The 23,438-nt window shown below is 55.5% G+C and carries 17 protein-coding genes; 9 read left to right on the top strand and 8 right to left on the bottom strand.

Annotation, left to right across the window (positions count from 1 at the left end):
* Positions 1–1,990: 1,990 nt before the first annotated feature.
* Positions 1,991–2,200, bottom strand: a complete 210-nt coding sequence (locus tag R3F50_20325; GenBank protein MEZ5492636.1) for a cold-shock protein — start codon at positions 2,198–2,200, stop codon at positions 1,991–1,993.
* Between the two features lie 326 nt (positions 2,201–2,526).
* Between R3F50_20325 and R3F50_20320 the strand changes: the two genes are divergently transcribed.
* The 4 genes from R3F50_20320 to R3F50_20305 all read left to right on the top strand — a co-directional run bounded on the left by R3F50_20320 (position 2,527) and on the right by R3F50_20305 (position 8,797).
* Positions 2,527–2,865 carry a zinc ribbon domain-containing protein YjdM gene (locus tag R3F50_20320; protein MEZ5492635.1) on the top strand — a complete coding sequence of 113 codons (339 nt, stop codon included), beginning with the start codon at positions 2,527–2,529 and terminating at the stop codon, positions 2,863–2,865.
* A gap of 843 nt (positions 2,866–3,708) precedes the next feature.
* Positions 3,709–4,278: a hypothetical protein gene (locus R3F50_20315; protein ID MEZ5492634.1), complete on the top strand. Its 570-nt coding sequence runs from the start codon at positions 3,709–3,711 to the stop codon at positions 4,276–4,278.
* 290 nt (positions 4,279–4,568) lie between these two features.
* A complete protein-coding gene (locus R3F50_20310) occupies positions 4,569–6,587 on the top strand; it encodes a 4Fe-4S binding protein (protein MEZ5492633.1) in 2,019 nt (672 codons plus the stop codon).
* A gap of 155 nt (positions 6,588–6,742) precedes the next feature.
* A complete protein-coding gene (locus R3F50_20305; GenBank protein MEZ5492632.1) occupies positions 6,743–8,797 on the top strand; it encodes a PQQ-binding-like beta-propeller repeat protein in 2,055 nt (684 codons plus the stop codon).
* A gap of 87 nt (positions 8,798–8,884) precedes the next feature.
* On the opposite strand, the gene R3F50_20300 is transcribed toward R3F50_20305, so the two are convergent.
* The 5 genes from R3F50_20300 to R3F50_20280 form a co-directional block, all read right to left on the bottom strand.
* On the bottom strand, positions 8,885–9,658 hold the full coding sequence (locus R3F50_20300) for a TSUP family transporter (protein ID MEZ5492631.1): 774 nt from the start codon (positions 9,656–9,658) through the stop codon (positions 8,885–8,887).
* 82 nt (positions 9,659–9,740) lie between these two features.
* Entirely contained in the window at positions 9,741–11,063 is a 1,323-nt protein-coding gene (locus tag R3F50_20295; protein MEZ5492630.1) for a serine hydrolase domain-containing protein, read from the bottom strand.
* A 554-nt stretch (positions 11,064–11,617) separates the two neighbouring features.
* Entirely contained in the window at positions 11,618–12,487 is an 870-nt protein-coding gene (locus R3F50_20290; protein ID MEZ5492629.1) for a DUF1295 domain-containing protein, read from the bottom strand.
* Between the two features lie 229 nt (positions 12,488–12,716).
* On the bottom strand, positions 12,717–14,024 hold the full coding sequence (locus tag R3F50_20285; GenBank protein MEZ5492628.1) for a malonyl-CoA decarboxylase: 1,308 nt from the start codon (positions 14,022–14,024) through the stop codon (positions 12,717–12,719).
* Between the two features lie 86 nt (positions 14,025–14,110).
* Positions 14,111–15,220, bottom strand: coding sequence for a phospholipase A (locus tag R3F50_20280; protein ID MEZ5492627.1), 1,110 nt, complete (start codon positions 15,218–15,220; stop codon positions 14,111–14,113).
* A 93-nt stretch (positions 15,221–15,313) separates the two neighbouring features.
* On the opposite strand from R3F50_20280, the gene R3F50_20275 reads away from it, so the two are divergent.
* Positions 15,314–16,720 (top strand): hypothetical protein, encoded by a 1,407-nt coding sequence (locus tag R3F50_20275; protein MEZ5492626.1) that lies wholly within the window; start codon positions 15,314–15,316, stop codon positions 16,718–16,720.
* A gap of 383 nt (positions 16,721–17,103) precedes the next feature.
* Here the strand turns inward: R3F50_20275 and R3F50_20270 are convergent, their stop codons facing one another.
* Both R3F50_20270 and R3F50_20265 read right to left on the bottom strand, forming a co-directional pair.
* Complete coding sequence (locus R3F50_20270) at positions 17,104–17,388, bottom strand: hypothetical protein (protein ID MEZ5492625.1); 285 nt, start codon at positions 17,386–17,388, stop codon at positions 17,104–17,106.
* Between the two features lie 156 nt (positions 17,389–17,544).
* Positions 17,545–17,754: a cold-shock protein gene (locus tag R3F50_20265; GenBank protein ID MEZ5492624.1), complete on the bottom strand. Its 210-nt coding sequence runs from the start codon at positions 17,752–17,754 to the stop codon at positions 17,545–17,547.
* 440 nt (positions 17,755–18,194) lie between these two features.
* On the opposite strand from R3F50_20265, the gene R3F50_20260 reads away from it, so the two are divergent.
* The 4 genes from R3F50_20260 (at position 18,195) to R3F50_20245 (ending at position 23,421) form a co-directional block, all read left to right on the top strand.
* Entirely contained in the window at positions 18,195–18,317 is a 123-nt protein-coding gene (locus R3F50_20260; protein ID MEZ5492623.1) for a hypothetical protein, read from the top strand.
* A gap of 106 nt (positions 18,318–18,423) precedes the next feature.
* Positions 18,424–19,599, top strand: coding sequence for a TAXI family TRAP transporter solute-binding subunit (locus tag R3F50_20255; GenBank protein MEZ5492622.1), 1,176 nt, complete (start codon positions 18,424–18,426; stop codon positions 19,597–19,599).
* 229 nt (positions 19,600–19,828) lie between these two features.
* A complete protein-coding gene (locus R3F50_20250; protein ID MEZ5492621.1) occupies positions 19,829–21,847 on the top strand; it encodes a TRAP transporter fused permease subunit in 2,019 nt (672 codons plus the stop codon).
* 182 nt (positions 21,848–22,029) lie between these two features.
* Positions 22,030–23,421, top strand: a complete 1,392-nt coding sequence (locus R3F50_20245; protein MEZ5492620.1) for a CapA family protein — start codon at positions 22,030–22,032, stop codon at positions 23,419–23,421.
* Positions 23,422–23,438 lie beyond the last annotated feature (17 nt).

Below are 23,438 nucleotides of genomic sequence, written 5' to 3'. Positions count from 1 at the left end.
GAGATGTCAGGTAACGAGTATAGGCCCTTTCGATCGAATTCATGAGGTTTCCCCCTTTTATCGAGGCCAGAAACCAGTTGGAAATTATTCTGTCCTTACCTGGCCGACTGAAGGCAAACATGTCTGTTTGTAACACAAAATAAAGCCAGCTATCCAGTGGCGCACTACATACTAGCGTACTATCACACCAGACTCCACCATGCTGCTTTAGTAGTCGAGTACGCAACAGATTTGCGCGCTTCTGGATAGGAACTCCGATGTTTTCGATATCTCTCAAATTGACATATTTCGAAACGGACTCATCGTCAATGAGAATGAGGGTCCAATCCGGATTTAATACCTCCCAGGTTTTTACGCAGATTTTGACAACTTCAGGCGCTGAATCAAATCCATCAGCCCAGTACATCCAGATGGTTTTGGGAATCTTTTGAAAATACCCATCGTCGACGATCCATCGATTTAAGATGCTCCCGGCTCTCGAAGCTTTGATCGAAACAAAAAGTTTATGCAGATTCATTTTCTATTAATCGCTCGATCTCATGGAAATAACATTGCCTGCCCCTTTATGCAGAGGCAGCTACTATTCTGAGCAAATGCCTAAGGAATTTTTTAAATGGACACCGCCCGTTTGCCAAGAGAAACTTATTAACGCAAGGTAGTAGATTGCCGTCTTACATCCGGACTGTTTACAGAGCTTTTCTCCTGTGTCTGCAGGGACACTGATAACTTAACAACTTAAAGAAATGATATTGCCGTACTCCCCTGTACTTGACCCTTGCAAGCATTGGAAATCCTTGACGTAGGGGCCCTGATCTGCAAGGTAAATCCAGGCCCGACCTACCGGACTGCACCCGGCTGGTCGGTAAGCCGAGGCCGTGCGAATCTCCCCTTCATCAAGGATTTCAGCTACTTGCACTCGTGTAAATACTTAGGCTTTAGATGACAATAAATGTCTGCTCTGGTATCCATCGTACGAGGGCAACCAAGATCCTTTTTGGATTTGCGAGTCCTGGCCGATGCTAACCTGTAAATAGGCTTGATCTTTCGTCGGAAAGCAATTCTTGTCTGAGAGTGAGATGGGGTAGGAACGATGTCCAAGCTTTACGAATTGTACGTTACAGTTGCTCGACACGTTCTAGCAGCAGTGATAATACTCGGATTTTTCAGTATTACTGCCGGACAAGTTCGAGCTTAATACCAAAGCGCTTCGACCTATATGGAGGAGCTTCTAGCCTTGGAGAAGCACAATGCCAACTTATTCGTTGCCATTCTGTTATTACAAGGTGAATCTACGCATATAAATCGGGACAGCTATGCTTCACTTGAAGTCCAATTACTTAAAGAGGCAGCCTATACGACGCCTTATTACGATCGATATTTCAAGATAGTGGAAGAGTGTCCTGGGAACTGCCTGGCATGATCAAGCTCAGTATAGGAAGCTACCTTTGCCCGCAGATCATGTTCTGTGAATTTCTCTACCAGGCTGGTCTGCTCGAGAACCTTGGCCATAAACTGTTGCCAGATCGAATTGAATCCGTCAGCCGAACCGTCAGGCTTGATATGAGGCTGTCCACGGTTGGTATGAAAGAGCCGAACTGAAAGGACTTTCTTTCTCAGGCTCGAGTTTGATAGATCGCGCACTTATAGCGCTTGGGGTCGCAACCAAGAGAGATCGGAAGAGTTAAAGAAATACTGGCTTGGTAAGTGGGGCGAGTACAAATGCGTACTTTCCGAAAGTCGGGGAATAAAAGAGAAGACTGGTGCGCTCTCTCGATGTTGAACATGCTAATGCGGATCGGTTTTTTCTCCTTCTGGTCGATCTCGCCCGGTAGATTAACCAGCAAATCTATCAGGAAGATGTCGGTAACGACTACGGCAATAACTGGCTGTGCCAGCACCTCGCGACTCATTGGCATCGAAGGAAAAGGCACGGGACGCAAAAAAGGGCAAACCCGCAAAGGTTTGCCCCTCAATTTGCAGCAACTATCGTTTAGATAGCTACAATATTCTCGGCTTGTGGACCTTTTTGGCCGCTCGTCACGAGAAACTCTACACGCTGTCCTTCTGCCAGAGTTTTGAAACCACCGCCAGCGATTGCACTGTAGTGGGCGAAAACATCCGGGCCTGACTGTTGTTCGATAAAACCAAATCCTTTAGATTCGTTGAACCACTTTACGGTTCCTGTAGTTGTATTAGACATAATAATCCTGAAAAAAATTTAGCATTGTGCCTTCAAGAGGCTTGAATAGCTTGGAAAGGTAGACAGAGACTTAGAAACTGCAGGACGAGGAATTACGAATAAAACAACGAAATGTAGAATGTAAATATATGGCTTCTTTTAGCTGGAACTCAGTCTACAGGGGAAGTTGCCACATGTCGATCTATTTCTGATTATGATTAACAGGCTGGGGGTAACGATTGCAGCGGGTTAATGGTGACAGGGTGAACCTGGCTGGCTTGACGAACGCTGCAGAATAAGGACAATGCAACCCTTTTTGACCGCTACTACAAATATTAGGAAGAGTAATGTCATTACCCCCGTGCCCTAAATGCCAATCCAGCTATACCTACGAAGACCGCGATCTGTTTATCTGCCCTGAATGCGCGCATGAATGGAGTAAAGATTCTAGGCCAGTCGAAGACGTTGCAACGGTAAAAGATGCCAATGGCAACGACCTGATCGAGGGTGACAACGCCACCCTGATTAAAGACCTCAAAGTCAAAGGTAGCTCCAGTGTTTTGAAGATTGGCACCAAGATCAAAATCAACCGGATCATTGAAGGAGATCACAACATTGACTGTCGCGTACAGGGTGTAGGTGAGATGATGTTGAAATCAGAATTTGTGAAGAAGTCTGGCGCTTAGAGAATCTGCAGGGACACTGATAACTTAACAACTTAACAACTTAACAACTTAACAAACTGATATTCTCTTCTATCTTTGGATTTATGGACATAGATACCTGGTGGAAGCAAAGCATTGTGAAAGAGAAGCAGGATTAAGGTTTTGCTAAGTTATTAACGATCAGGTGGTATCAGGACAGCCACGCCGACTAAATTCCTGGGGGAAATCGGGTCGCTAGCTGTTGACTCTGATGCAATCTTCAATGCAGAGGACAATTCGATTTTCCTGCCCGAAATTGATAGTGGAGTGCGCGGCGTAGAGACTAGAATATTCATTCTGGATCTTGCGAATTTACAACTGGATCTCGACGGTAGTGCGCCGATCTACTTTGGTATACAGGCGACCGATTCTGCGGCGAACTATATAGATGCAGGTAGTAAAAGGAATTACTATGTGCCGAAGCTGCTTGTTGGCGATCAATTCGACGAAATAAGCTTCGAACTTATTGGTGGGTCCGCAAACAATACCTATGGGAATATTCAGGTCCTGAGTGTCACAGACAGATAATTAGACCGGTAGCTTAGAAAATGTAGTCCACTATCGCCTCAATCTTTTCATCAACAGTATTGGCATTTGAAATACGTCTCAGCGGAATCTCTGCCAGATTCTTTTGCCGCTGCGCAACTATCTCTCTTTTCGTCAAATGTTTTATCAGCGAATCTGAATCTGATCAGCCAGGAATTTGATTGCCCAGGACCTGAGGGAAATCGATCTGGTCGGCCACGGTGTGACCGGTGGTGATGCATCAGTTCAGCAACTGTATTAGAGTATGGCTTCCAGGCAACAAACCACAGATAACAGCGGATGGAAAATCAAACCAGCTTCAGCAGGATTTCCCGCAAGGCACGGTCCGTTGGGGCCCCGTTGTTCTTTATTTTACTGGCCTCCTGTATCACAACTGGCAATCCCACGTGGCTGGACGAGATCCCACCCCAGAGTCTGTTTGTTCGGGCCTACCAGGCTGATCCGCGGAACCAGCAATTGCAGTCGCAGCAAGAGTACCTGGATTGGATACTCGGTTTCTATCAGGGCACGCTGCTTTACCCAACGGGCTGGCTCGATATCGAGTCTGCGCTGCTGGGCCGGGCCGCCCCGGACTCTGTTGACAGCCTGGATAGCCGGCTCGAGCAGCTTGGGTTCGCCATTGGGTCCGAGTGGGCCAAGGAAAATGATGTCAGGTTGATCGACAATCGCATGCTGGCGCTATGGGGATCTACCTTGCAATTAGCATATGGTTCCGGTGCGCAGCAGCAGGCGATCGAGTTGATCGGCAGCGACATTGACAAAATACTGAGTGGCACACTGGCAAAGGAAGATATCGTCGAATCGCGCTATGCGGACAGCCTGGGGCTGGAGGTGTTCGGAGGTTTCTGATCGTTCTGCTTTCTCCTCTGACTGACCCGATTTCTCGCCTCGTTCATCGCGATAGTCCCAATGTATGCCTATAAACGCCAGGAGAGCATAGCTTGTTACCATTGGGCTATCCGGCCAGGCGGCCGTCTCTGGCGGGGTGTCGGGGCGGTGCCGTTGTAGTAAATAGAATTAATCAGCCAGGGGATGGTAATCACCCTGCCGAAATTGTGTCTTTTCTTGACCGTGGCTGGCTCAAACCCCTATTTATCCTTTACCATATCGCCCAAAAGTAATGTGGAAGAACAAAAACTATGCCACGCACCACGATCGCGTACCGGGTGTCTGATACCCCGAGAAGTAGAGTCGCGCTATTGGCAGCCCTGTTGCTGCTCGTCGCCAGTTTTCTAATCACCCAGCCTGCGTTAGCTCAACGCGCCATCCCCATCACCGAGGAGCTCATGCAGGAACTCCTTCCCGGTGCTGACGCGTTTTCAGAAAAATCCGGTGATCCTCCTGTGTATGCAGCCTACAGGGCGGGCGAGGTTGGCACCCAGGAGCTGGTGGGCTACCTGTTTGAAACCCCTGACCTGCCTCCGGAGGAGATCGGCTACGCGGCGCCTATACACGTGCTGGTGGCTATTGACCTGGAAGGCATCATTACAGGAATCAAGATCATAAATTACCGGGAGTCCTACCGCAGTATTCGTGGAGACTTCCTGAACACTGAACGTTTTCCCAACCAGTTTTTTGATAAAGACCTGCGGGACGACTTCCGGGTCGGACGTGATGTGGACGGTGTGTCGCGGGCCACGATCAGCAGCTGGGCGGTGGCGCGGGGCATCCGCAATGCAGCACGGCGCGTAGCGCAGACCTACCTGACCGACCTGGAGGGTCTTGGCGACGAAGGGGGAGGGGCGCTGGCCGCACTGGCAGAAATGGATTGGTACGATCTGCTGGATATTGGCATGATTTCCGAGTTGCGGGTGCCCTATCCGGAGAACTCGGAACTGGTGTTGAATTTCCTCTACCTTGGCAATGAAGAGTTCGGCGAGATGATGGTCGGGTCCAATGACTATTCGGGCGCGGAACGGGAGGCCAGTAACCGGACTGACGCGGGCACCTTGATGCTCGTGGGTATCAGCGGCAATTCCAACAGCACCGGCAATCCGTTCCGACCGGAGCGATTGGCGGTGCGCCAGGGGGAGAATTTTTTTCCTTTACCACGCCGGCAATTTGTCTATGCGGGCAGCGGCACCGATGGCAAGATCGCCAATCGGGTCAATTTTGCCGGTGCCATCGTGCTGAGCCCGGCTATCGATGTCACCCAGCCGTTCAGCCTGGAGTACGACACCAGCGAAGACATGGGGTCATTCACCACCGTTGAATCGGTGGATTACGAGCTACCGCCGATTGGTGTGGCACTTGCCACCGGCGCTCCCTGGGAGGATCCCGCCGACAGCATTGACTTTGGCAGTTCCGAGAATGAGACCGGCTTTGCCCGTTTGGTGAATGAAGCGCCTATGGGCCAGGTATTCGCCTTGATCGGGCTGATGGCACTGGTAATGACTGCCTTTCTGCGCAAGAGTGCTACTGTGCGTTGGGTGGCACTGGCCTGCACCCTGGGCTACCTGGGCTTCTATGACGGGGGCTTCCTGTCGATTTCTCATATCACCAGCGGTATCAAGATCGGGCCGTCCATGTACCTGAACGATGCGCCGGTGTTGTTGATGGTTACATTCACCCTGGTGACCGTGCTGCTCTGGGGGCGTATTTTCTGTTCGTCGCTTTGCCCGTTCGGAGCCCTGCAGGACTTTCTTACCCGCATTGTGCCCAAGCGCTTTCAGCGAGATGTGCCGCGGAAAATTCATGACAAGGCCATCTACATCAAGTACGGAATTCTGGCGCTTATCCTGGGGTTGACCGTGGTGGCGCCCAACGTCAGCATCTTTCAGTATTTTGAGCCATTTGGCACCATTTTCTTCTTCAGTCAGTCGGTTCTGTTGTGGGTGATATTGATCGCCTTCCTGATCAGTTCGTCGGTCGTGAAGCGGTTTTACTGCCGCTACGCCTGCCCGCTGGGAGCGGCACTGGGCGTGGTATCGCTGATCTCTCCTTTCAAGATCAAGCGCGTTGAGCAGTGCAGCATCTGTAAGGTCTGTGAGCACGCCTGTCCCACCGGTGCAATTCGCGGTCCCAATATAGATTTCAAGGAGTGCGTGCGCTGCGATCTGTGTGAGATCAAGCTGATCGAACGTGCCGGGGTCTGCAAGCATGAAATTGAAGACGTCAAGGCCAGGGTGAAAGACTGGCAACCGGTTACTGTTTCCTGATTCGCTTGAATTCGGTTGTGGGTCTGCATGGACCGCAGTTGCAACGCAGCGCTGGGAATGCCACTATCACCGGGTAGTAACACGCTACTGCGGAGCACTTTAAGAAGTGCTCCTAACTTCCTGTAAAAACTAAAATAAATTGGGGAGTCGTTGCCATGTTCAACATCCCGCAAGTCCTTTCCCGCTGTATCCCGGCCCTGCTTGTCGGCCTGGTTGCCGTGTCAGCAACCCCTCTGTCGCGCGCTGCCGAGGACACCACGCCGGCCACCGGTACCTTCACCGAAGAACAATACCAGCGCGGGGAGCTCCTCTATGCCGAGCAATGTGCCCTCTGTCATGGCGACAACCTGGAAGGGGGGGTTGCGCCAACTCTGTTAGGCCCCACTTTCCGCAAGACCTGGTCGCGGATCAATGCCAACGTGGGCGAGCTGTACAACCGCATTGCCACCACCATGCCTCCTGCTCAGGCGGGCAGGTTGGGTGACGCGCAGAACCTGGATATTCTCTCCTTTGTGCTGGGGCGTAACAATGTGCTGGTTGGCACCGAGGAGCTGCAGGCTGATTACAATTACCTGAGTGTCATCCCGCTGGACCGGGGTGATGAAGTGCTGGATATCTCGGCCAATTTCATCGAGGGCTTCAACGGTATCGAGCCCACCGGCAGTGGCCCCAGTTTCGACCAACTGAAAGCGGCAGCGAGCAATCCGCGCGACTGGCTTTATCACAACCACAATTATCAGGGCACCCGCTATTCGGGGCTGGCTCAGATCAATACCGGCAATGCCACCGAAGTGGCCCAGGTCTGCGCTTACCAGATGAACAGCCGGGCAGCCATGCAGAACGGACCCATCGTCTACGATGGGGTCATGTACATCACAAATACCACCCACACAGCGGCGATCAATGCCGCCACCTGCGAAAAGCTCTGGGCCTACGACTGGCAGCCCCGTGACCGCATGGTGTGGGGCAACAACCGCGGTGTCGCCATCAAGGATGGCTACGTGGTGCGCGGCACCAACGACGGCTATCTGTTTGCGCTCGATTCTGCCAACGGCGAGCTGCTGTGGGCGCGGCAGGTGGCCGACCCCTGGCTGGGCGAAACCTTCACGATGGCTCCGATGATCTTCGAAGACATGATCCTGATCGGGCCGGCTGGCAGTGAAAATGCCATCTCCGGCTGGGTGGGAGCGTTCAGCCTGGCCAACGGCGACCAGATCTGGAAGTTCATGACGGTACCAGGTGCCACACTGCAGGGCGGCCCCACCTGGGGCAACCCCCAGGGTATACCCCTGGGTGGTGGCGCGGTCTGGACCCCATTGAGCATGGATCTTGAACTGGAAGAGCTGTACGTGGCAGTGACCAACCCGGCACCGGATTTTCCTGCCTACCTGAGACCGGGGGAGAACCTTTACACCAACAGTATTGTGGCTTTGAACGTCAGAGACGGGGCCTTGAACTGGTACAAATCCATCGTGCCCAATGACGACCATGACTGGGATCTGACCCAGGTCAGTCCGGTTCTGAAAGCGGGTCTCAATAACGTGACCCGTGACCTGGTCGCCACCGTGGGTAAGGATGGCGTGCTGCGCACTCTGGACAAACAGACTCGCGAGGCGCTTTATGAAGTGCCCGTTACGACCCTGGAAAACGTGGATGTGCCGGTGACGCCGGAGGGGGTCCATGCCTGCCCCGGCCTGAATGGCGGGGTGCTGTGGAGCGGCCCGGCTTACCACCCCGGCGAGAACATTCTTATCACCCCGGCTATCGATTACTGCGACACCTTTATCGCGGCGCCTACCGATGAGGTGCGGTTCGTGCCGGGCCAGCTCTACATGGGAGGTGCCTGGGAGCGGGATTCGGAATGGTCCGGCTGGGTGACGGCAGTCGATGTGGAGAGTGGCGAAGTACGCTGGAAATACCATGCCCCCATGCCCATGCTGGCGGCGGTCACTACCACCGCCGGTAACCTGGTCATCACTGGTGGCCTTGATGGCAACCTGCTGCTGATGGACGCCGCGAGCGGCGAAATTCTCAAAGCCATCTGGACCGGAGCACCTATTGGCGGCGGCATTGTTTCCTACGAAGTAGAGGGTCGCCAGTACATCGCCATCAATTCCGGCGAGGCGTCCGGGTTTTTCCCGACCGGGATCGAGCCGCGTCGCGACGGCAGTGTTATCGTCTACGCCCTGCCTGAATCCGGGGCGGATTGAACCTTGCCAATCAAACACGGCGGCAAGGCGCATTGCCGGCGTGTTCGACTGCAGGCCAGAACCTGGCGGCAGTTGATCAGAGCGTATCTAGATCAATCCGCTAATAAGCCCGATTGCCACCACGGCCAGTAACGCTGTAACCACCACTTGCACTGACCGGTAAGTCAGCTTTGTCAGCAGTCGATTGCCCAGAAAACTCCCGGCAAAGGCGGCACCGCAGGCACTAAGAATCAGTGGCCACTCGCCACGCAGATTCTGGTCTGCCATGCCGGCGCCATAGACCAGCAGCCGGGTCGTGTCGACCATAACGGCCAGTGTCACACCGGTGGCGATAAACTGGCTCTTGTCCAGGCCGGCCTTGATCAGAAACATACTGCGAAAAGCCCCCTGGTGGCCGGACAGGCCCCCGAAGAAACCGCTGATCATGCCGCCAAAGGGCAGGTAGGCAGGTTTGATGGTCACGTTTGCCAGCAGTGGGGTGAGTTCCAGAAGCAGGAACAACAGGATCAATAAACCGATGGTCAGTTTTACCGGTGAAATGATAAATTCCTGTGCCCCCAGGGAGTAGCTGGCCAGGCTTGGGACCGCCGACAGCCAGTTCAGCAGGAGCGCTCCCAACAGGGCAAACAGGATGGCTGGCAATCCGAAGCTGACCAGCACCGGGCGCTGCGCGTTTCTGCCCACCAGTGCCAGCTTGAACAGATTGTTGGCGAAGTGCACCACGGCGGTAATGGCGATAGCCACGTTAAGTGGGAAAAAGAGCGCCACCACCGGCATCAGCAGCGTGCCCAGGCCGAAGCCCGAAAAAAAGGTCAGCGAGGCGGCGCCCAGTGCCGCAAGAGAAACCAGAAGAATCGCCATCGCTACCTCACTGTCTGCAGTCAGTCGGCCCCACTCAGAGCCATGCTATGCCTTTCTAATGCCTGAGCGGGGCCGGGGTGATTCAGTCAGCCAGATCAGCGTAAATGATGTCATTGGCGATGCCGCGCATGTCGGCTGCCCCCGGGCGCCTGCCATTCTGGCTCTGGATCATACCAATCCAGAACAGGTCTTCCACCGGATCGATATAGAACCAGGTGCCGGCCGCGCCGGACCAGTAATAGCTCCCGGCACTCTGGGGCGTGTTGGCTGCGGCCGGGTCTTCGATAATGGCGAAGTCGAAGCCGAAAGTCCGGCCAGCGAGGCCCGGGCTGGTCTCGGTCTGGTAGATGTTCAGCTCATCCCGGAGCCGGTTGGTGCGCATGATGTCGATTGCCTCCGGCGACAGAATCCGATTGCCATCCAGTTCACCGCCATTGACGAGCATCTGCAGAAAGCGGGCATAGTCATGGGTTGATGAGACCAGGCCGCCGCCACCGGACTCAAGACGGTCGGGGTCGTGGTAACTGGGGCGGTCGGTCCGTGGCTGGTTGCGCGCCAGTCGACCGTGCTCGGTGTCCCAGCGGTACACGTCGGCGAAGCGGTTGCGGTCTTCCGGTTTGACAAAGAAGCGGGTGTCACTCATTCCCAGTGGCTGGAAGATACGCTGCTCAAGAAAGTCGCCGAATTTCTGACCTGACAGCTTCTCCACGATATAGCCCTGCAGGTCCACGGCGATAGAGTATACCCACTGCTCGCCGGGCTGATAAAGCAGGGGGATGGTGGCCACTTTGGCTACCAGTTCGTCCAGGTCGGCGGAGTTGAGTACTTCCAGATCCCGGAAGCGCTGATTGACCGGGTCATTGCCGCTGAGCCCGTAGCCGAAGCCGGCCGAGTGACTGACCAGTTCCCGCATGGTGGGCTGGCGCTTCATGGGCTCCAGGATCATGTTGCCGTCATTGTCATAATGGGTCATGACCTGCAGGTTGGCGAACTCGGGTATGAATTTACTGACCGGGTCATCAAAGTCCCACAGACCCTGTTCCCACAGCATCATGAGCGCCACGCCGGCAACGGGCTTGGTCATGGAGTAAATTCGAAACAGGCTGTCCCGGGTCATGGGCCGGTTGTCTTCGATAGAGGCCATGCCGGCGGACTTGAAGGTGGCGATGTTTCCGTCTTTGGCCAGCAGCCAGACAATACCGGCCACGTCCTGATCGGCGACCAGTTTTGCCATGACCGAATCCAGCTCGGCGATGGCGGACTGGGAAAAGCCGGCTGCGGCGGGACCGTTCTCGTGCATGGGCCAGCTGTCATCCCCATAGAGGGGGCTGGACAGGGGTAGCAAAAGCAGCGTCAACAGCAGCGCGCGCAAGGTGGGAATAAGGGCTCGTAGTTTGTCAATCATGAAACTCTCCAGGGTATCAGTGCTATTTTTTTTCGAAATTCACCAGTGGTCGATTGTTTATCAGTAGCGATGCGCTAACCTAGTCGTTGATTCTACTCTCCAGGGAGCCTCTGTTGCACGGCGGCAGTTCATCAGAAGCTTTCTCAACCCTGGGCAGTCGCCGGTCATTCTCCCCGCTTGGCACATCGCTCGGCTTGTCTTCCTGGTGCGCTGTGATGCAGCCGATGGCGAAGGAATCATTGACAACGGCAGGACCGGAATTCTGTCTTGATTTCGTTTCAGATGCCAGCGAATCAGTCCTCCTTCTGACAGCGTGCCGACTTGGAGAAGTCCGGTAAGGGATGCCGCACAGTAGTTAATACTGGCTATTGTGCCAGGGCGGCAAGGCAGGTCAGCCTGGATCCGTGTGGAGAAAAAGGTGTATGTTAATAAAAACAGAGAGTTAAAGGTTTTTTATGATAAAAAGTCTCAGCTTTTTTCTGTTGCTTTCCCCATTTTCCCGGTAGTGCAATACGCCGCTCGCACCCGGTCTGAGGGAGCCACCGGGCCTGCCGCTAGCGCGGCGGCTTCGGGATCAGCACCGGCGTGTTCTGCTTATAGGCCTGATAGTCGGGGTCGTCGCCCCATTTTTCGTCGGCCTTGCGTTCCAGTAACGGTACGCCGCTGACGCGGGTCAGCAGCAGCACGACGAACACCGGCGAAATCAGTGTCACCAGCTGCCAGCCCTGCAGAACTGGAAAGGCAACAATTGCCAGGCCTATCCACAACAGAATTTCGCCAAAATAGTTGGGGTGCCGGGACCAGGCCCAGAGTCCCTCGCGGATGAAGCGGTCAGCATTGTCCGGATTATTTCGGAAGGCGGTCTTCTGCCGGTCGGCTATCACTTCAACTCCGAAGCCTGCTGCCCAGAGTATCAGTCCACTGTAGGCCACCGGCCCCAGCGGGACCTTGGTGGCGGCGGTAATGGCCGCCAGGGGGGCTGCCATGGTCAGAAACACCCACAGTCCGCCCATGGTCCAGGTGAAGCCAAAGCGCCAGAAGCGGGTCTTCAGTTCGCTGAAGCGGCGGTCCTGGCCGGCGCGCTTGACGCGCACAAACAGGAAACTGCCCAACCGCAATGCCCAGACTATGATCAGCAGGCTGAGGAGCAGGGTGCGGGTATCCGGTACAGGGTTCAGCAGCCAGGCGAGGGACGTGGCGGCGATAAATGACACAGCACCGGTCAGGTCGAAATAGTGTTCGGTCTGAGCCCAGTAAGAGGGCAGAAAGACCAGCCAGTGGAACAGGAAGCCCACGGCACCGCAGGCTGCAAACAGGGGGATGGTGTCGGTGAATGGCAGGCTGCCCTGACTGCCGGCCAGGGCAATCAGGCAACCGATGGCTACGCAGAGGATTATCGCCAGGACGGCTTGGCTGTTCTTCATCGGGGCTCTCCGGGACGCTTATTGTTTTTATTCTGGGTGGCTATGCGTTGGTTGTGATCTGCTAGTACGCCCGCCAACCCCAACTGGTTTTATGGTTCTTGCGGATCGCTGCAGGCAATAAGGTCTGCAGCAGGCATACCGGGCAGGACGTTTCCCGCCATGGTCCCCGGGCTCCTGCCCGTATCGGGCCCGGGAAGCTCCCGAGCGCGGGGTTGCCTGATGGGGTGCCTCAGTTTTTCTTGCTGGCCGGTTTTTTCTTCTGCAGCAGTTTCTGAATTTCCGAGCTGCTGTCTATTTTTCCGTCCGTCATGAACTGTTCGTGGTTCCGCTCAATGTGCCGCAGGTCGTAAAGGTAGTTCACCATGAGTCCTCGACTCTGCTGCAGGCCTTTCTCACTGGTATCTGCAGCAACCAGGATGTTGTGCACAAGCGCGCCGTTACCGAGATGAAAGCGTGCCACCGGGTCGAGGGGCAGGATACCGCGCTTAATGTTTAACAGGTACTCGGCGCAAAGGGGTTTGAGCAGGTCAGCCGCAGGTTCGGCGTTACCCACCGTGTTGGGCAGCCTTTTGACCTTTTCGACCAGCGGCGACAGGTGTTCAGGAATGATCGGGTTCTCTGTTTCCAGCCAGCGGTTGAATCCCGGGATCGGTGAAAGGGTGACAAAATTCCTGATCGACGGCACCTCACTTTGCAGTTCCTGGACTACCTGCTTGATCAGAAAATTGCCGAAGGAAATGTTCTTCAGCCCGGGCTGGCAATTGCTGATGCTGTAGAACGTCGCCGTGTTGTAATTTCCGGAAGGCTCTTCATCCGGGTCCAGATTGAGAATCTCGTTGATCGAACCCGGTATCTCATTGCTCAGCGCCACTTCCACAAAAATAAGCGGTTCGTCGATGAGCGCGGGGTGAAAAAAAGCAAAACAGCGGCGGTTCTCAGGCTGTATGCGGCGGCGCAGATCGTCCCAGTCCTGGATTTCGTGCACCGCCTCGTAGCGAATAATGCGCTCCAGGATATCCGCTGGCGTCTGCCAGTCAATTCGCTGCAAAGTCAGAAAGCTGCGCGCGAACCAGGATGAAAACAGGTGGATAAAATCACTGTCGACGGCAGCCAGTTCCGGATGCTGCCTGACCAGGGTTATCAGGTCGGTCCGCATTGCCACCAGGTCATGGGTGGCGCCGGCGGTCTGGTTGAGGCGTCGCAGCACTTCACGACGGCGGGGCTCGCAGGCATCGCTGAGATCACGCAGGTTCAGGCTGCCGGGGTTCTCTTCGTATTCCCGGTAAGCCAGCCTGACCTCATCAAGCTCGGCATTGAAAGCGTTCTCCAGCAGCTGAAAGAATTTCAGTTGCTCCTTGTCATTCAGCTTCTTGTAGCGGTCCAGAATTTCCCGGGCCGTGACCATGGCGGAGATTTCGCCGGAGCTGCTCATGAGTTTCTCCAGCAGCTCTTCCAGCGTCGAATACTCATCGGTGCCCAGTAGCCGCTGACCCTTGATCATGTTGGCGAGGAAGTTTTGCACAAGCCCGAAATTCATAAGGATATCCTTCACTGGATGGCGCTGCCGTTATGGCGGCGCTGACACAAAGCAAGCAATCAGCCCTTACATGAAACAGAAGTTTCCTACTCGAACGAAATCGGGAAATACAGTCCGGCCCGTAAACTCGAGGTTTTCTGGTTATAGCTGATGAGTGCCTCTCCGTAACCTTCGTAGTAGCTTAGCATGAACTGGCTGTTCACCCATTCCGGGATACGATAAACCAGATCCAGCTGATAACTGATTTTGCTGGTTTCCCAGCCTTGAATGGCATTGGCCCTGACAGTCAGGTGGTCATTCGCCTGAAAAGCGGCATTAAGCCTTATATTGCCAAGGTAATCAGTGATGTCGGTGTTCAGATCGCCGGTATTAAACTCCTCCCAGGCCTTGATGCCAACCTGCAGGCGGTCGTTCAACTGGAACTGGCTTTGGATATAGAGGCGGTCCCAGCTGCGGGAACTGGCTCCATCTTCGCCATTGGACTGATGTTCGTAGCCCACCTGATCGATAAGCCTGCCGACAAAGTTAAGGCCGTTGCGATTCGATGTTTTGGAATAGTCCCAGAACACTTCCGGGTTGTAATTGTGTTCCCGGAACGGCGCTGAGGATTCGGCGACATCCCACCAGGATTCCTGGGAATAACCGAAGTACAGGGGCGCCAGGGGTTCAAAGGCCGGCAGGGCAGGAAACAGGCGAAATTTCATTCCCAGCCTGAACTTGATGTCGGCTGTCTTGCCGCTGAACGGGTCACTGCCATCCTCATTATGCATGGCTCCGGTCAGCAGGTAGGTTTCTTTGTAGGGCTCAAAAAAATCATTGAACCGGCCGCGTTCGAAAGCCGGCACACCCGCGGTTGGAGCGGCGACCGGGGCGGAAGGCGCTGCCATAGCCTCCACAGGCTGTTCTGACTGGCAGCGCTGTTTTACGGCCAGCACGGTCAGCAGATTGTTGTCAGCCTGTCTGAGCTGTTCTATCCAGCAGGACTCCAGTGCCGTATTCCCGGCTGCCATGGCAGAAGCGCTGGCGAAAATCAGTGCCGCAGGGAAAAGCAACGGAAGCAGGGCAAAAAGACCGGCCAGGAGTCCGGGGGCAGAAACTGAGGCCCGGTTCTGCCCTGGCCTGGGGAGCCTGAATCCGAAAGTCGTGAAAAAAGATGAAACTGGCGTAAGGCGGCTATCGTCGGTCGGAAGTGACATGTAACAATCTCTGGTGGCTGAAATAATCATTGTTTGAGGCGGATCCTATTTTCTATCATTCTTGATGGCGAAACAAAGTGTCGTGAAAATGTCATGGGAGAAATGAAATCTTTGCTGCTGGCTGAGAAGTGGCTTTTGCCGACCTTGATGATCGTAATTGGCTGGCCATTGCCGAGCCTGGCACAGCCTTCTGCGCCCGCTCTGCTGCTGGAACAGTCACAACTGCAGGCCCAGCCCCAGGCCCGGATCCGGAACCAGACCCAGAGCCGTCTTACCCTGACGGTTCAGGATGGCTCCGAAACGGAACCCAACTGGAATGATTATTACCAGGCAGGCAGAGAGGAGAGCCTGCTGGAGGAGGCGCGTCTGGCTCTGAGTGAGAGCCGGTTCCAGGAAGCTGAACGTCTGCTTGATCAGGCATTGCAGGTCAACCGGGCCAGTTACGGTTTACACAATCCTTCCCAGCTCGGCGTTCTCGATGCCATGCTGGAAGCCCAGCTGGTGCAGCAGAATTGGACAGAGTTCGGCCAGCGACTGGAATATATTGATTGGCTCAATCGGCGGCTCTATGCCGAGCATCCGGAACGGCTGGCGGCAGGGTTACAGCGCCTGAGCCGCTGGCATCGGGCAGCCGCAGCTGTTGTCGAGGGCACACCAAGCGCCTGGTATCTCATTCAGGGGAAGTACCTTGACTGGCGGGCGGTCAGCATTCTAGAACGCCAGTTTGGTCGAAATGACAAGCGCCTCGCACCGATTCTTTACCAGATCGCACTGACCCATTTTTACCAGACAGTGTCCATTGAACGGCGTGGCATGACCAGTTTCGATTTCAAGACTGAGGAGAAAAAAATCGCCAACGGCTGGATGTCCTCCCGCAGCGAGACCGTCCGGCGCAGTTACCGGATCGGTCGCGATAATCTGCGACGCATTCAGGCTATTTACGCCGCCGATTCCAACTCGATGAACACAAGCGCTGCCTTGCTGAAGATCCACCTGGCCGACTGGGAGTTCCTGTACGGAAATTCCACGACAGCGCTTCAGCTGTACCGTGAAGCCTATGCCCAGCTGCTTGAGGCCGGTGTGGCTGAATCAGCAGTGGACGCTTATTTTGCGCGCCTGCAGGTTTTACCTGAGCAGCAGTTGTTGCAGGAGTGGCAATTCCCAGAGGCGGGAGAAGAGGGTGAGGTGGTTTCTATTTCGGCGTGGTCGCGAGTTTATCCTGGCGCGCAGTTGCCGGTGGATTTTCAGCAATCGCTCTCGTCCTCCCCTCATCAGGTTCGCGCTCTGCTGGAATTTGAGGTGCAGGCTGACAGCGATTCTGCTCAGTTCGGCTACGGCATAGCGGGCATGGAATTTATTGATGTTGCCCGGGAACACGAACAGGCTGCCGCGCGAGCCAGTCTGGAAATCCCGCTGCTGAGCTTCCGGCCCCGCCTGAAGGCCGGCGAGCTGGTGGCACACGATCCGGTGCTGTTGGATTACACCCTGGCGCCAGACTGATCAGTGGCGAAAAAATGGGGACTGGCATGCAGGTGACAAACGTGGCACGGACAGGGATCTCAAGCCGCTATCGGGCCAATAGCTTGGCTCGCGCTCCAGTCGGTAGATCGAGGAAAAATTTTAAGATTCTAAAGATTCTCAATAGGCTGAGGAGTCTGAAGGCCCTGGCGGTGCCAGTCCTGCTCCTGGCAACAGGGTGCTCGTCTGTCCTGCCCGAAAATGGGGAGCAGCAGCCGCTGCGTCGTTTGCCCAGCGACGCGGAGGTCGAGCAGTATAACGCTCAGGTAGCGCCGGAAGAACGCATTGTCTGCCGTGATGAAATCAGAGTAGGTAGTAATATTCCGCAAAGGACCTGTCGTTACATACGCGACATGGAGGACACCTCAAGGTCTACCCGGGACCAGCTGCGCAATATACTCCACTGAATAGTTGCGGCGTTGCACGCGGGCGGCAAGTAGTATCCCGATCATAAGCAGTCCCAGTGTGGACACCAGTTCCCAGTCTGTGTTCGCCAGGCCGGCAAGCACAATTTCAAAGGTTTCTTCATTGTTCTGGAAAGTATGAAACAGCAATCCAGGTACCAGAGAGCCACGCAGAAAAAGCGTGACCAGTAATCCCGTCTCGAGGCTGAATAAAATGGGCCCTGCCTGCAGTCTGGACCACTCCAAGTAGGGCAGTGCGCCGCTGATTGATGTGGCCAGCAGATAATGAAGTCAGCGGGGCTTCCGGCTAGAAGGCACCGCTGACGACAAACGGGTCAGTCAGGTGATTGACCCTCAGGTTATTCCTTCACCCGGTTACGGGTTCGGAATCAACAGTCGATGCTAGAGCGCAGCTATGTTGGCGGCCTGTGGACCTTTCTGGCCCTGGGCGACAGTAAACTGCACGCGCTGGCCTTCGTAGAGGGTCTTGAATCCTGAACCGGCGATGGCGCTGAAATGAGCAAACAGGTCGGGGCCTGATTCTTGCTCGATAAAACCAAAACCTTTCGATTCGTTAAACCACTTAACGGTTCCTGTTAATGTATCTGACATGGTAATTTCCTGTGTATTCACAAGTTAAAGTAATGTCCGCCATCGGACCGGCCGGCAACTGAACAGCGGTGCTGGAAATGTTGCTATTACTACTTATGAATTTCAGGACGAGGTATTACTGGAAGGAACTTCGAAATGGTCTTACATAAATATAACGCTTACTTTCAAGCTGGGACCAGTATAGGGGCTAAGGGCCGGAAGTCAACTGCTATAAGCGACTCATTGACGGAAGGTGCTCTTTCTGCGACCAGACACGCATTTGCCGGTGTTGTTCCGGTGCCCTGGCCGGTATTTTGGGAGGGTTTCGGCCAGTGGCTTTGTCATAGGGGCTGCGCTATGCTTGTCCCAGGGTCATAACAGGGCCGTAACAGGACCCTGATTAAAGACTCTTGCCCGGGTTACGTGCCTGATAACCGGTAACGATAACCGGTAACAAATTTATGGAGCCTCTGATTAATTACTACGATGCTCTGGCCTTCAGACGGTTCCGCTGGCAACACGCATTGCCGCCGGCAGGCGTCGGTCTGTCAGGGCAGTGCAACGAAGCCGGCGGTCTTATCTGAAGTCCTTCCGGGCGGGGCCTGTCGGGCGTTTTGGTAATTGATCAGAGGCTTCCTAGCAGAACAACACCCTGGAATAAAAAGCACCCGGGACAGCGGGGAGAAACAGGTGAAGAGATTAGTCGTGGCGCTTTGTCTGGCCGGGCTGGCGGCCTGCGGGGAACCACCACCGCCCGCGATCGACGCGGCAGCTGAGGGCCTGTTGCTGCCACGCACCATAGCCTGGTCAGCCTATCCCACCGGCACAGGTGGTTACAGTCAGGCGGTCGCGCTGGGAAATATCATGCAGCGCCAGTACCGGGTCAATCTGCGTGTTGTACCGGGCCGCAATGATGTATCCAGACTTGCCACGCTGCGCGCCGGGCGGGTTAATTTTTCAGCCGGCGGGTCTGAGGCGGTTTACGCTCAGGAAGGCATTCTCAACTTTGCAGCGAAAATCTGGGGGCCACAGCCAATCCGGGCGCTGCTGTCCAATTTCTCCGACAGTTGTTCCTTCAACTTTGCCACAGCAGCAGATGCTGACATCCGGTCTCCGGCGGATGTGGCCGGTAAGCGGGTCACATTCGTGCAGGGAGCGCCATCCCTCAACAATGCGACGGCAGCATTGCTCTCCTACGCCAACCTCACCTGGGACGATGTCACACCCGTAGAGGTCGGGGGGTATAACGCCTCCATCGACGCTGTTTTGAACAACCGGGCCGATGTGGTGGGCGGTGCCTGTAATTCGCCCCCCTTCCTGCGTATCGAAGCTTCCCCCAGGGGGCTCAGTTTCGTGGCGTTTCCTCACGACGACGCCGAGGCGATCGCCAGGGTGCGTTCCCGATTGCCCTGGTATGTGCCCCATCTTGCCACCGAGGGGCCTACATTGCCGCCGGAGGGCCTTGAGGTGTTCACGTCGGCCTACCCTTTGCTGGTGGGTATGGTGGATGCCGATGAGCCTCTGGTTTACAGCCTGGTCAAAATCATGCACCGTCATTTTGACGATTACAAAAATAATGCCCCTGGCGCCAATGGCTGGGCAATGGACAGACAGAAGCTGGAACAGGCTTTCATACCCTATCATGCGGGGGCTATCCGCTATTTCCGGGAGATCGGTGTGTGGACGCCCGAGGCGGAGGCCAAGCAGCAGGAAAATCTCTATCGCCAGGAAGTGCTGGCGCGGGCCTGGAAAAATTTTCTGCCCTCGGCGCCGGAAAGGTTTGGCGAGTTCGAACAGGCCTGGCTGGACTTCAGGACCCGTGCTCTGGAAGCGGAAAATCTGATTACCCTGGCAGATACCCAGTAATAACCAGCCCGTCGGGTAATGACGGCAGCAGAGTGACCGGGGCTGGCGGGAATAACACCAAGGGAGCCTCTGATCAAGTACCAAAATGCCCTGGCCTTCAGACGAGTTCGCTGGCTAGGGAGTGACCCTTACCTGCGGACGACGCCTTGCAGCAGCGCCCGACAGACTCCCGAAGAGCGTTGTGGTACTTGATCAGAGGCTCCCAAGAACTGGCGGAAGAACTGACCCTATGACCCACGAAAGTTTTGCTGAAGATCCTTCTCAGACCCACGACGAGAATGATGCGATCGATATCGGGCGCTACCGGGAACTGAATCGAACCTGGCGTATTACCATGGCAGTGCTCACCGGTGTTGCCACTCTGCTGGCGGTCAACCAGATTTTCAACCTGGGCTTTCTGGTCGGTTACGTCATGCTGGACAGTCGCTACATGTACCTGGTGACCGGCACTATGCTGGCGATGGTGTTCATCACTTTCCCAGCGACCAAGAAAAACCTCAATCATGTTCCCTGGTACGACATCGGCATCATCGCCGTGATAGCGGCGATCTTCGGCTATTACGCTTTCTACGCCGAGCGCATCGTGCTGGAAGCCTGGGAGTATGCGGCGCCACCGACCGGCATCGGGCTGGCGTTGATAACCTGGGTGATCGTTCTGGAAGCAGGGCGTCGAGCCGGGGGTTGGCCGATCTTCATCATCGTCGCCCTGTTGTCGTTTTATCCTATGTATTCCGATCGTATGCCGGACGTGGTGGCCGGTATTGGAATGCCGATTCAGGATGTGGCTATTTTTCATATTCTCGGTGAGGAAAGTCTGTTCGGAATTCCCATGCAGGCATTTGCCCAGCTGGTATTCGGGTTTCTGTTGTTCGGGGTGGCTCTACAGTTTACCGGGGGCGGTCCGTTCTTTATTCACTTCGCCTTCGCATTGCTGGGACATATGCGGGGCGGGCCCGCGAAGGTGGCGATCTTCTCCAGTGGCCTGATGGGTTCCATGAGTGGCGGCCCGGTAACCAATGTTCTGACCACCGGCCCACTGTCGATACCGGCCATGCAGCGTATCGGTTTCAGCCGTCAGTACGCGGCGGGAGTGGAAGCCTGTGCCTCCACCGGTGGCGTGTTAATGCCACCAATCATGGGTGCCACGGCATTTGTGATGGCGAGCTTCCTCAATGTCAGCTATATCACTGTTGCCGTGGCCGCCATTGTGCCGTCGGTACTTTATTTCTTTGGCCTGTTCATGCAGATCGATGCCTATGCGGCCCGCAACAAGCTGGCCGGGCTGCCTAAAGAGGAATTGCCCAGGCTGAAGGATGTGTTCCGGGAGGGCTGGTATTTTATTGCCGTATTCGTCACTCTGGTCTGGCTGCTGGTTTATATGCAGCGGGAAGCCACGGCACCATTCTATGCCACTGCTCTGTTGCTGGTTATTAATCATTTCACTGCCCATCGGCTGTCGCTGGAGAAATTTCTGCTGATGATTGCGGCAACCGGCAAGCTGATGGCCGAGCTGGCCGGTATCCTGGCGGCCATCGGTCTCATCATCGGTGCGCTGGCGGTAACCGGTATGGCAGGCACGCTGGCCAATGACCTGGTGTATCTGGCCGGGGACAATGTGTTGATCCTCCTGATCATGGGGGCGCTGACCAGCTTCTTGCTCGGCATCGGTATGACAGTGACCGCTGCCTATATTTTTCTGGCTATCGTGCTGGCTCCAGCTCTGATCAACGCCGGCCTGGATCCTCTGGCAACCCACATGTTCATCATGTATTGGGGAATGCTCAGTTTTATAACCCCGCCAGTGGCTCTGGCAGCCTTTGCGGCGGCTTCAGTCGCCAGGGTCTCGGCCATGCGGGCCGGCTTCGAAGCCATGCGCCTGGGGGCAATAATTTATTTCATTCCGTTTTTCTTTGTTTTCAATCCAGCCCTCCTGTTACAGGGACAGGCGAGCGAGATCCTGATCGTATTGATCACCGCGGTAATCGGTGTGGCGCTGGTGTCCGGCGCCCTGCAGGGTTATCTGATCGGATTTGGTGATCTGGGTAGAAACGCTGTTTCTCTGCTGTCCCGCCTGCTCGTCGGACTGTCCGGCATGATTCTGGCCGCCCCGGCGGGAGGCATGCTGAATGTGGGACACTGGACCCTGATTGGCCTCAGTGTGATCCTGCTGGTTGCAGGTCTGGGGCTGGCCGGCTACGCCCGTAGACAGAATGCTCTCCCCACAGCCGGGCCGGGCTCGGCGTTGTAGGGGGTAACAGAAAAAGCGGCCGTTTCAGTGCCGGCGCCAGGGTCAATTGGCAAGTGGAGGTCAATGAATGCTTCAGAAAAATTGCCAGAGCATTGTGATAATAAATAAGAGGCTCCTTACAAGATCATCAAAAAAACAGTTTCCACAACCCCGGCAATCAGCTTCCGGGCCAGGAGGTCATAATGAAAACAACCCTGTGTAATCTTTTATCTGCTCTGACGCTGGCAGGTGTCGGAGTGGTCAATGTCCATGCCCAGCCTTTGCCGGTTGAGCTGAGCAGTACCGTGGATGACGGTTTTACCCTGGCGGCAGTGGGCGACATCATCATTGCCCATTCTCTGGAGCACCTGGCCGATGAAGCGGACTTTGCCCGGGTGATCGGGCTGCTCAGCGAAGCCGATGTGGCCACCGGCAACCTTGAAACCCAGATCATCGATCCCCGTACCTTTGTTGGCAGCAACGGGGGCGGGCGGCATGGGGCGGAGCCGGAATCGGCTGAGTTTCTCAAGGCTATGGGTTTTGATCTGATGGCACGTCCCAATAACCACGCCAATGATTACGGGCCGGAAGGACTGGCGGAAACCAGCCGCCACCTGGATCGGGCGGGACTGCAGCACAGTGGCTATGGCGGGAATTACTGGTCGGCACGGGCGGCCCGCTTTGTCACCACTTCCCGGGGCAGGGTGGGGATGGTTGCCACCACCGCCGGGACCAGTTTCGCGGCCAGAACCGGCCTTGGCGAATGGCCAGGGCGGGGAGGGCTCAGCAACCTGGATGTACAGCGTTATCTGATGATTCCGGCCAGCGACTGGGATGCGGTGCAACGGATTCGTGATCACTTTCCCAATGGCACCGGTTTTTATGCCCGCGGCGCCAATAGCGACCAGCAGATCACTCTGCTGGGAAACCAGTTTCGCAAGGCACCAGCCGGTGTCAGGGAAGCCTATTACCAGTTTGAGCTCGACCAGCAGGACCTGACCGATATTCTGGCTTCGGTCCGGGAAGGCAAGATGCGCTCAGATTTTATTGCTGTGGCACTGCATTCCCATCATTTTCGTGACGCAAAAGGCGGCTACCGTGGCGAGGGTATCCCCGAGGCGGATCATCTGGACACCAATCCCAGCGTGGCCAACTACCTGGAGGAATTCGCCCGCGCGACTATCGACAATGGCGCGGATCTGTTTCAGGGCACTGGCGTGCATGTATTGCGTGGCATCGAGATTTACCGGGGCAAGCCGATTTTTTACGGCCTGGGCGAGTTTATCCGGCAACGGGATATCGGAGGCCTGGCCGGTCGCGGTGATCCGACCAGGGATGAATGTGCCGGTTGTCCCTTCCCGGCCAAATACGAGAGCGTGGTTGCGGTGAGCGAGTATCATGAGGGGCGCGTCTCGGAAGTCCGGTTGTACCCGGTAGAGCTTGGTTATGACAGTCCTCGCATGGCGCATCGGGGCGTGCCCAGGCAGGCGGATGCGACAACCGCCAGGCGCATTCTGGCAAGGCTGCAGCAACTCTCGGCTCCTTATGGCACTGAGATCAGTATTCAGGGGGACGTGGGTTACATCAGACCCTGAGGGCTGCCGCGATCTGC

The sequence above is a fragment of the Gammaproteobacteria bacterium genome (assembly GCA_041395725.1).
Taxonomy (GTDB): domain Bacteria; phylum Pseudomonadota; class Gammaproteobacteria; order Pseudomonadales; family Pseudohongiellaceae; genus NORP240.
The sequence above is the reverse complement of the archived record's forward strand: the minus strand, read 5'-3'. Positions and strand labels throughout refer to the sequence as shown.

Coding starts and splice junctions, on each gene's coding strand:
- R3F50_20285 (MEZ5492628.1), bottom strand. CDS start 14,024: ATGAATTTCGGGCTTGTGCAAAACTTCCTCGCCAACATGATCAAGGGT.
- R3F50_20250 (MEZ5492621.1), top strand. CDS start 19,829: ATGACCCACGAAAGTTTTGCTGAAGATCCTTCTCAGACCCACGACGAG.
- R3F50_20260 (MEZ5492623.1), top strand. CDS start 18,195: ATGGAGCCTCTGATTAATTACTACGATGCTCTGGCCTTCAGACGGTTC.
- R3F50_20325 (MEZ5492636.1), bottom strand. CDS start 2,200: ATGTCTAATACAACTACAGGAACCGTAAAGTGGTTCAACGAATCTAAA.
- R3F50_20275 (MEZ5492626.1), top strand. CDS start 15,314: ATGGGAGAAATGAAATCTTTGCTGCTGGCTGAGAAGTGGCTTTTGCCG.
- R3F50_20265 (MEZ5492624.1), bottom strand. CDS start 17,754: ATGTCAGATACATTAACAGGAACCGTTAAGTGGTTTAACGAATCGAAA.
- R3F50_20300 (MEZ5492631.1), bottom strand. CDS start 9,658: ATGGCGATTCTTCTGGTTTCTCTTGCGGCACTGGGCGCCGCCTCGCTG.
- R3F50_20290 (MEZ5492629.1), bottom strand. CDS start 12,487: ATGAAGAACAGCCAAGCCGTCCTGGCGATAATCCTCTGCGTAGCCATC.
- R3F50_20295 (MEZ5492630.1), bottom strand. CDS start 11,063: ATGATTGACAAACTACGAGCCCTTATTCCCACCTTGCGCGCGCTGCTG.
- R3F50_20245 (MEZ5492620.1), top strand. CDS start 22,030: ATGAAAACAACCCTGTGTAATCTTTTATCTGCTCTGACGCTGGCAGGT.
- R3F50_20310 (MEZ5492633.1), top strand. CDS start 4,569: ATGCCACGCACCACGATCGCGTACCGGGTGTCTGATACCCCGAGAAGT.
- R3F50_20280 (MEZ5492627.1), bottom strand. CDS start 15,220: ATGTCACTTCCGACCGACGATAGCCGCCTTACGCCAGTTTCATCTTTT.
- R3F50_20315 (MEZ5492634.1), top strand. CDS start 3,709: ATGGAAAATCAAACCAGCTTCAGCAGGATTTCCCGCAAGGCACGGTCC.
- R3F50_20305 (MEZ5492632.1), top strand. CDS start 6,743: ATGTTCAACATCCCGCAAGTCCTTTCCCGCTGTATCCCGGCCCTGCTT.
- R3F50_20320 (MEZ5492635.1), top strand. CDS start 2,527: ATGTCATTACCCCCGTGCCCTAAATGCCAATCCAGCTATACCTACGAA.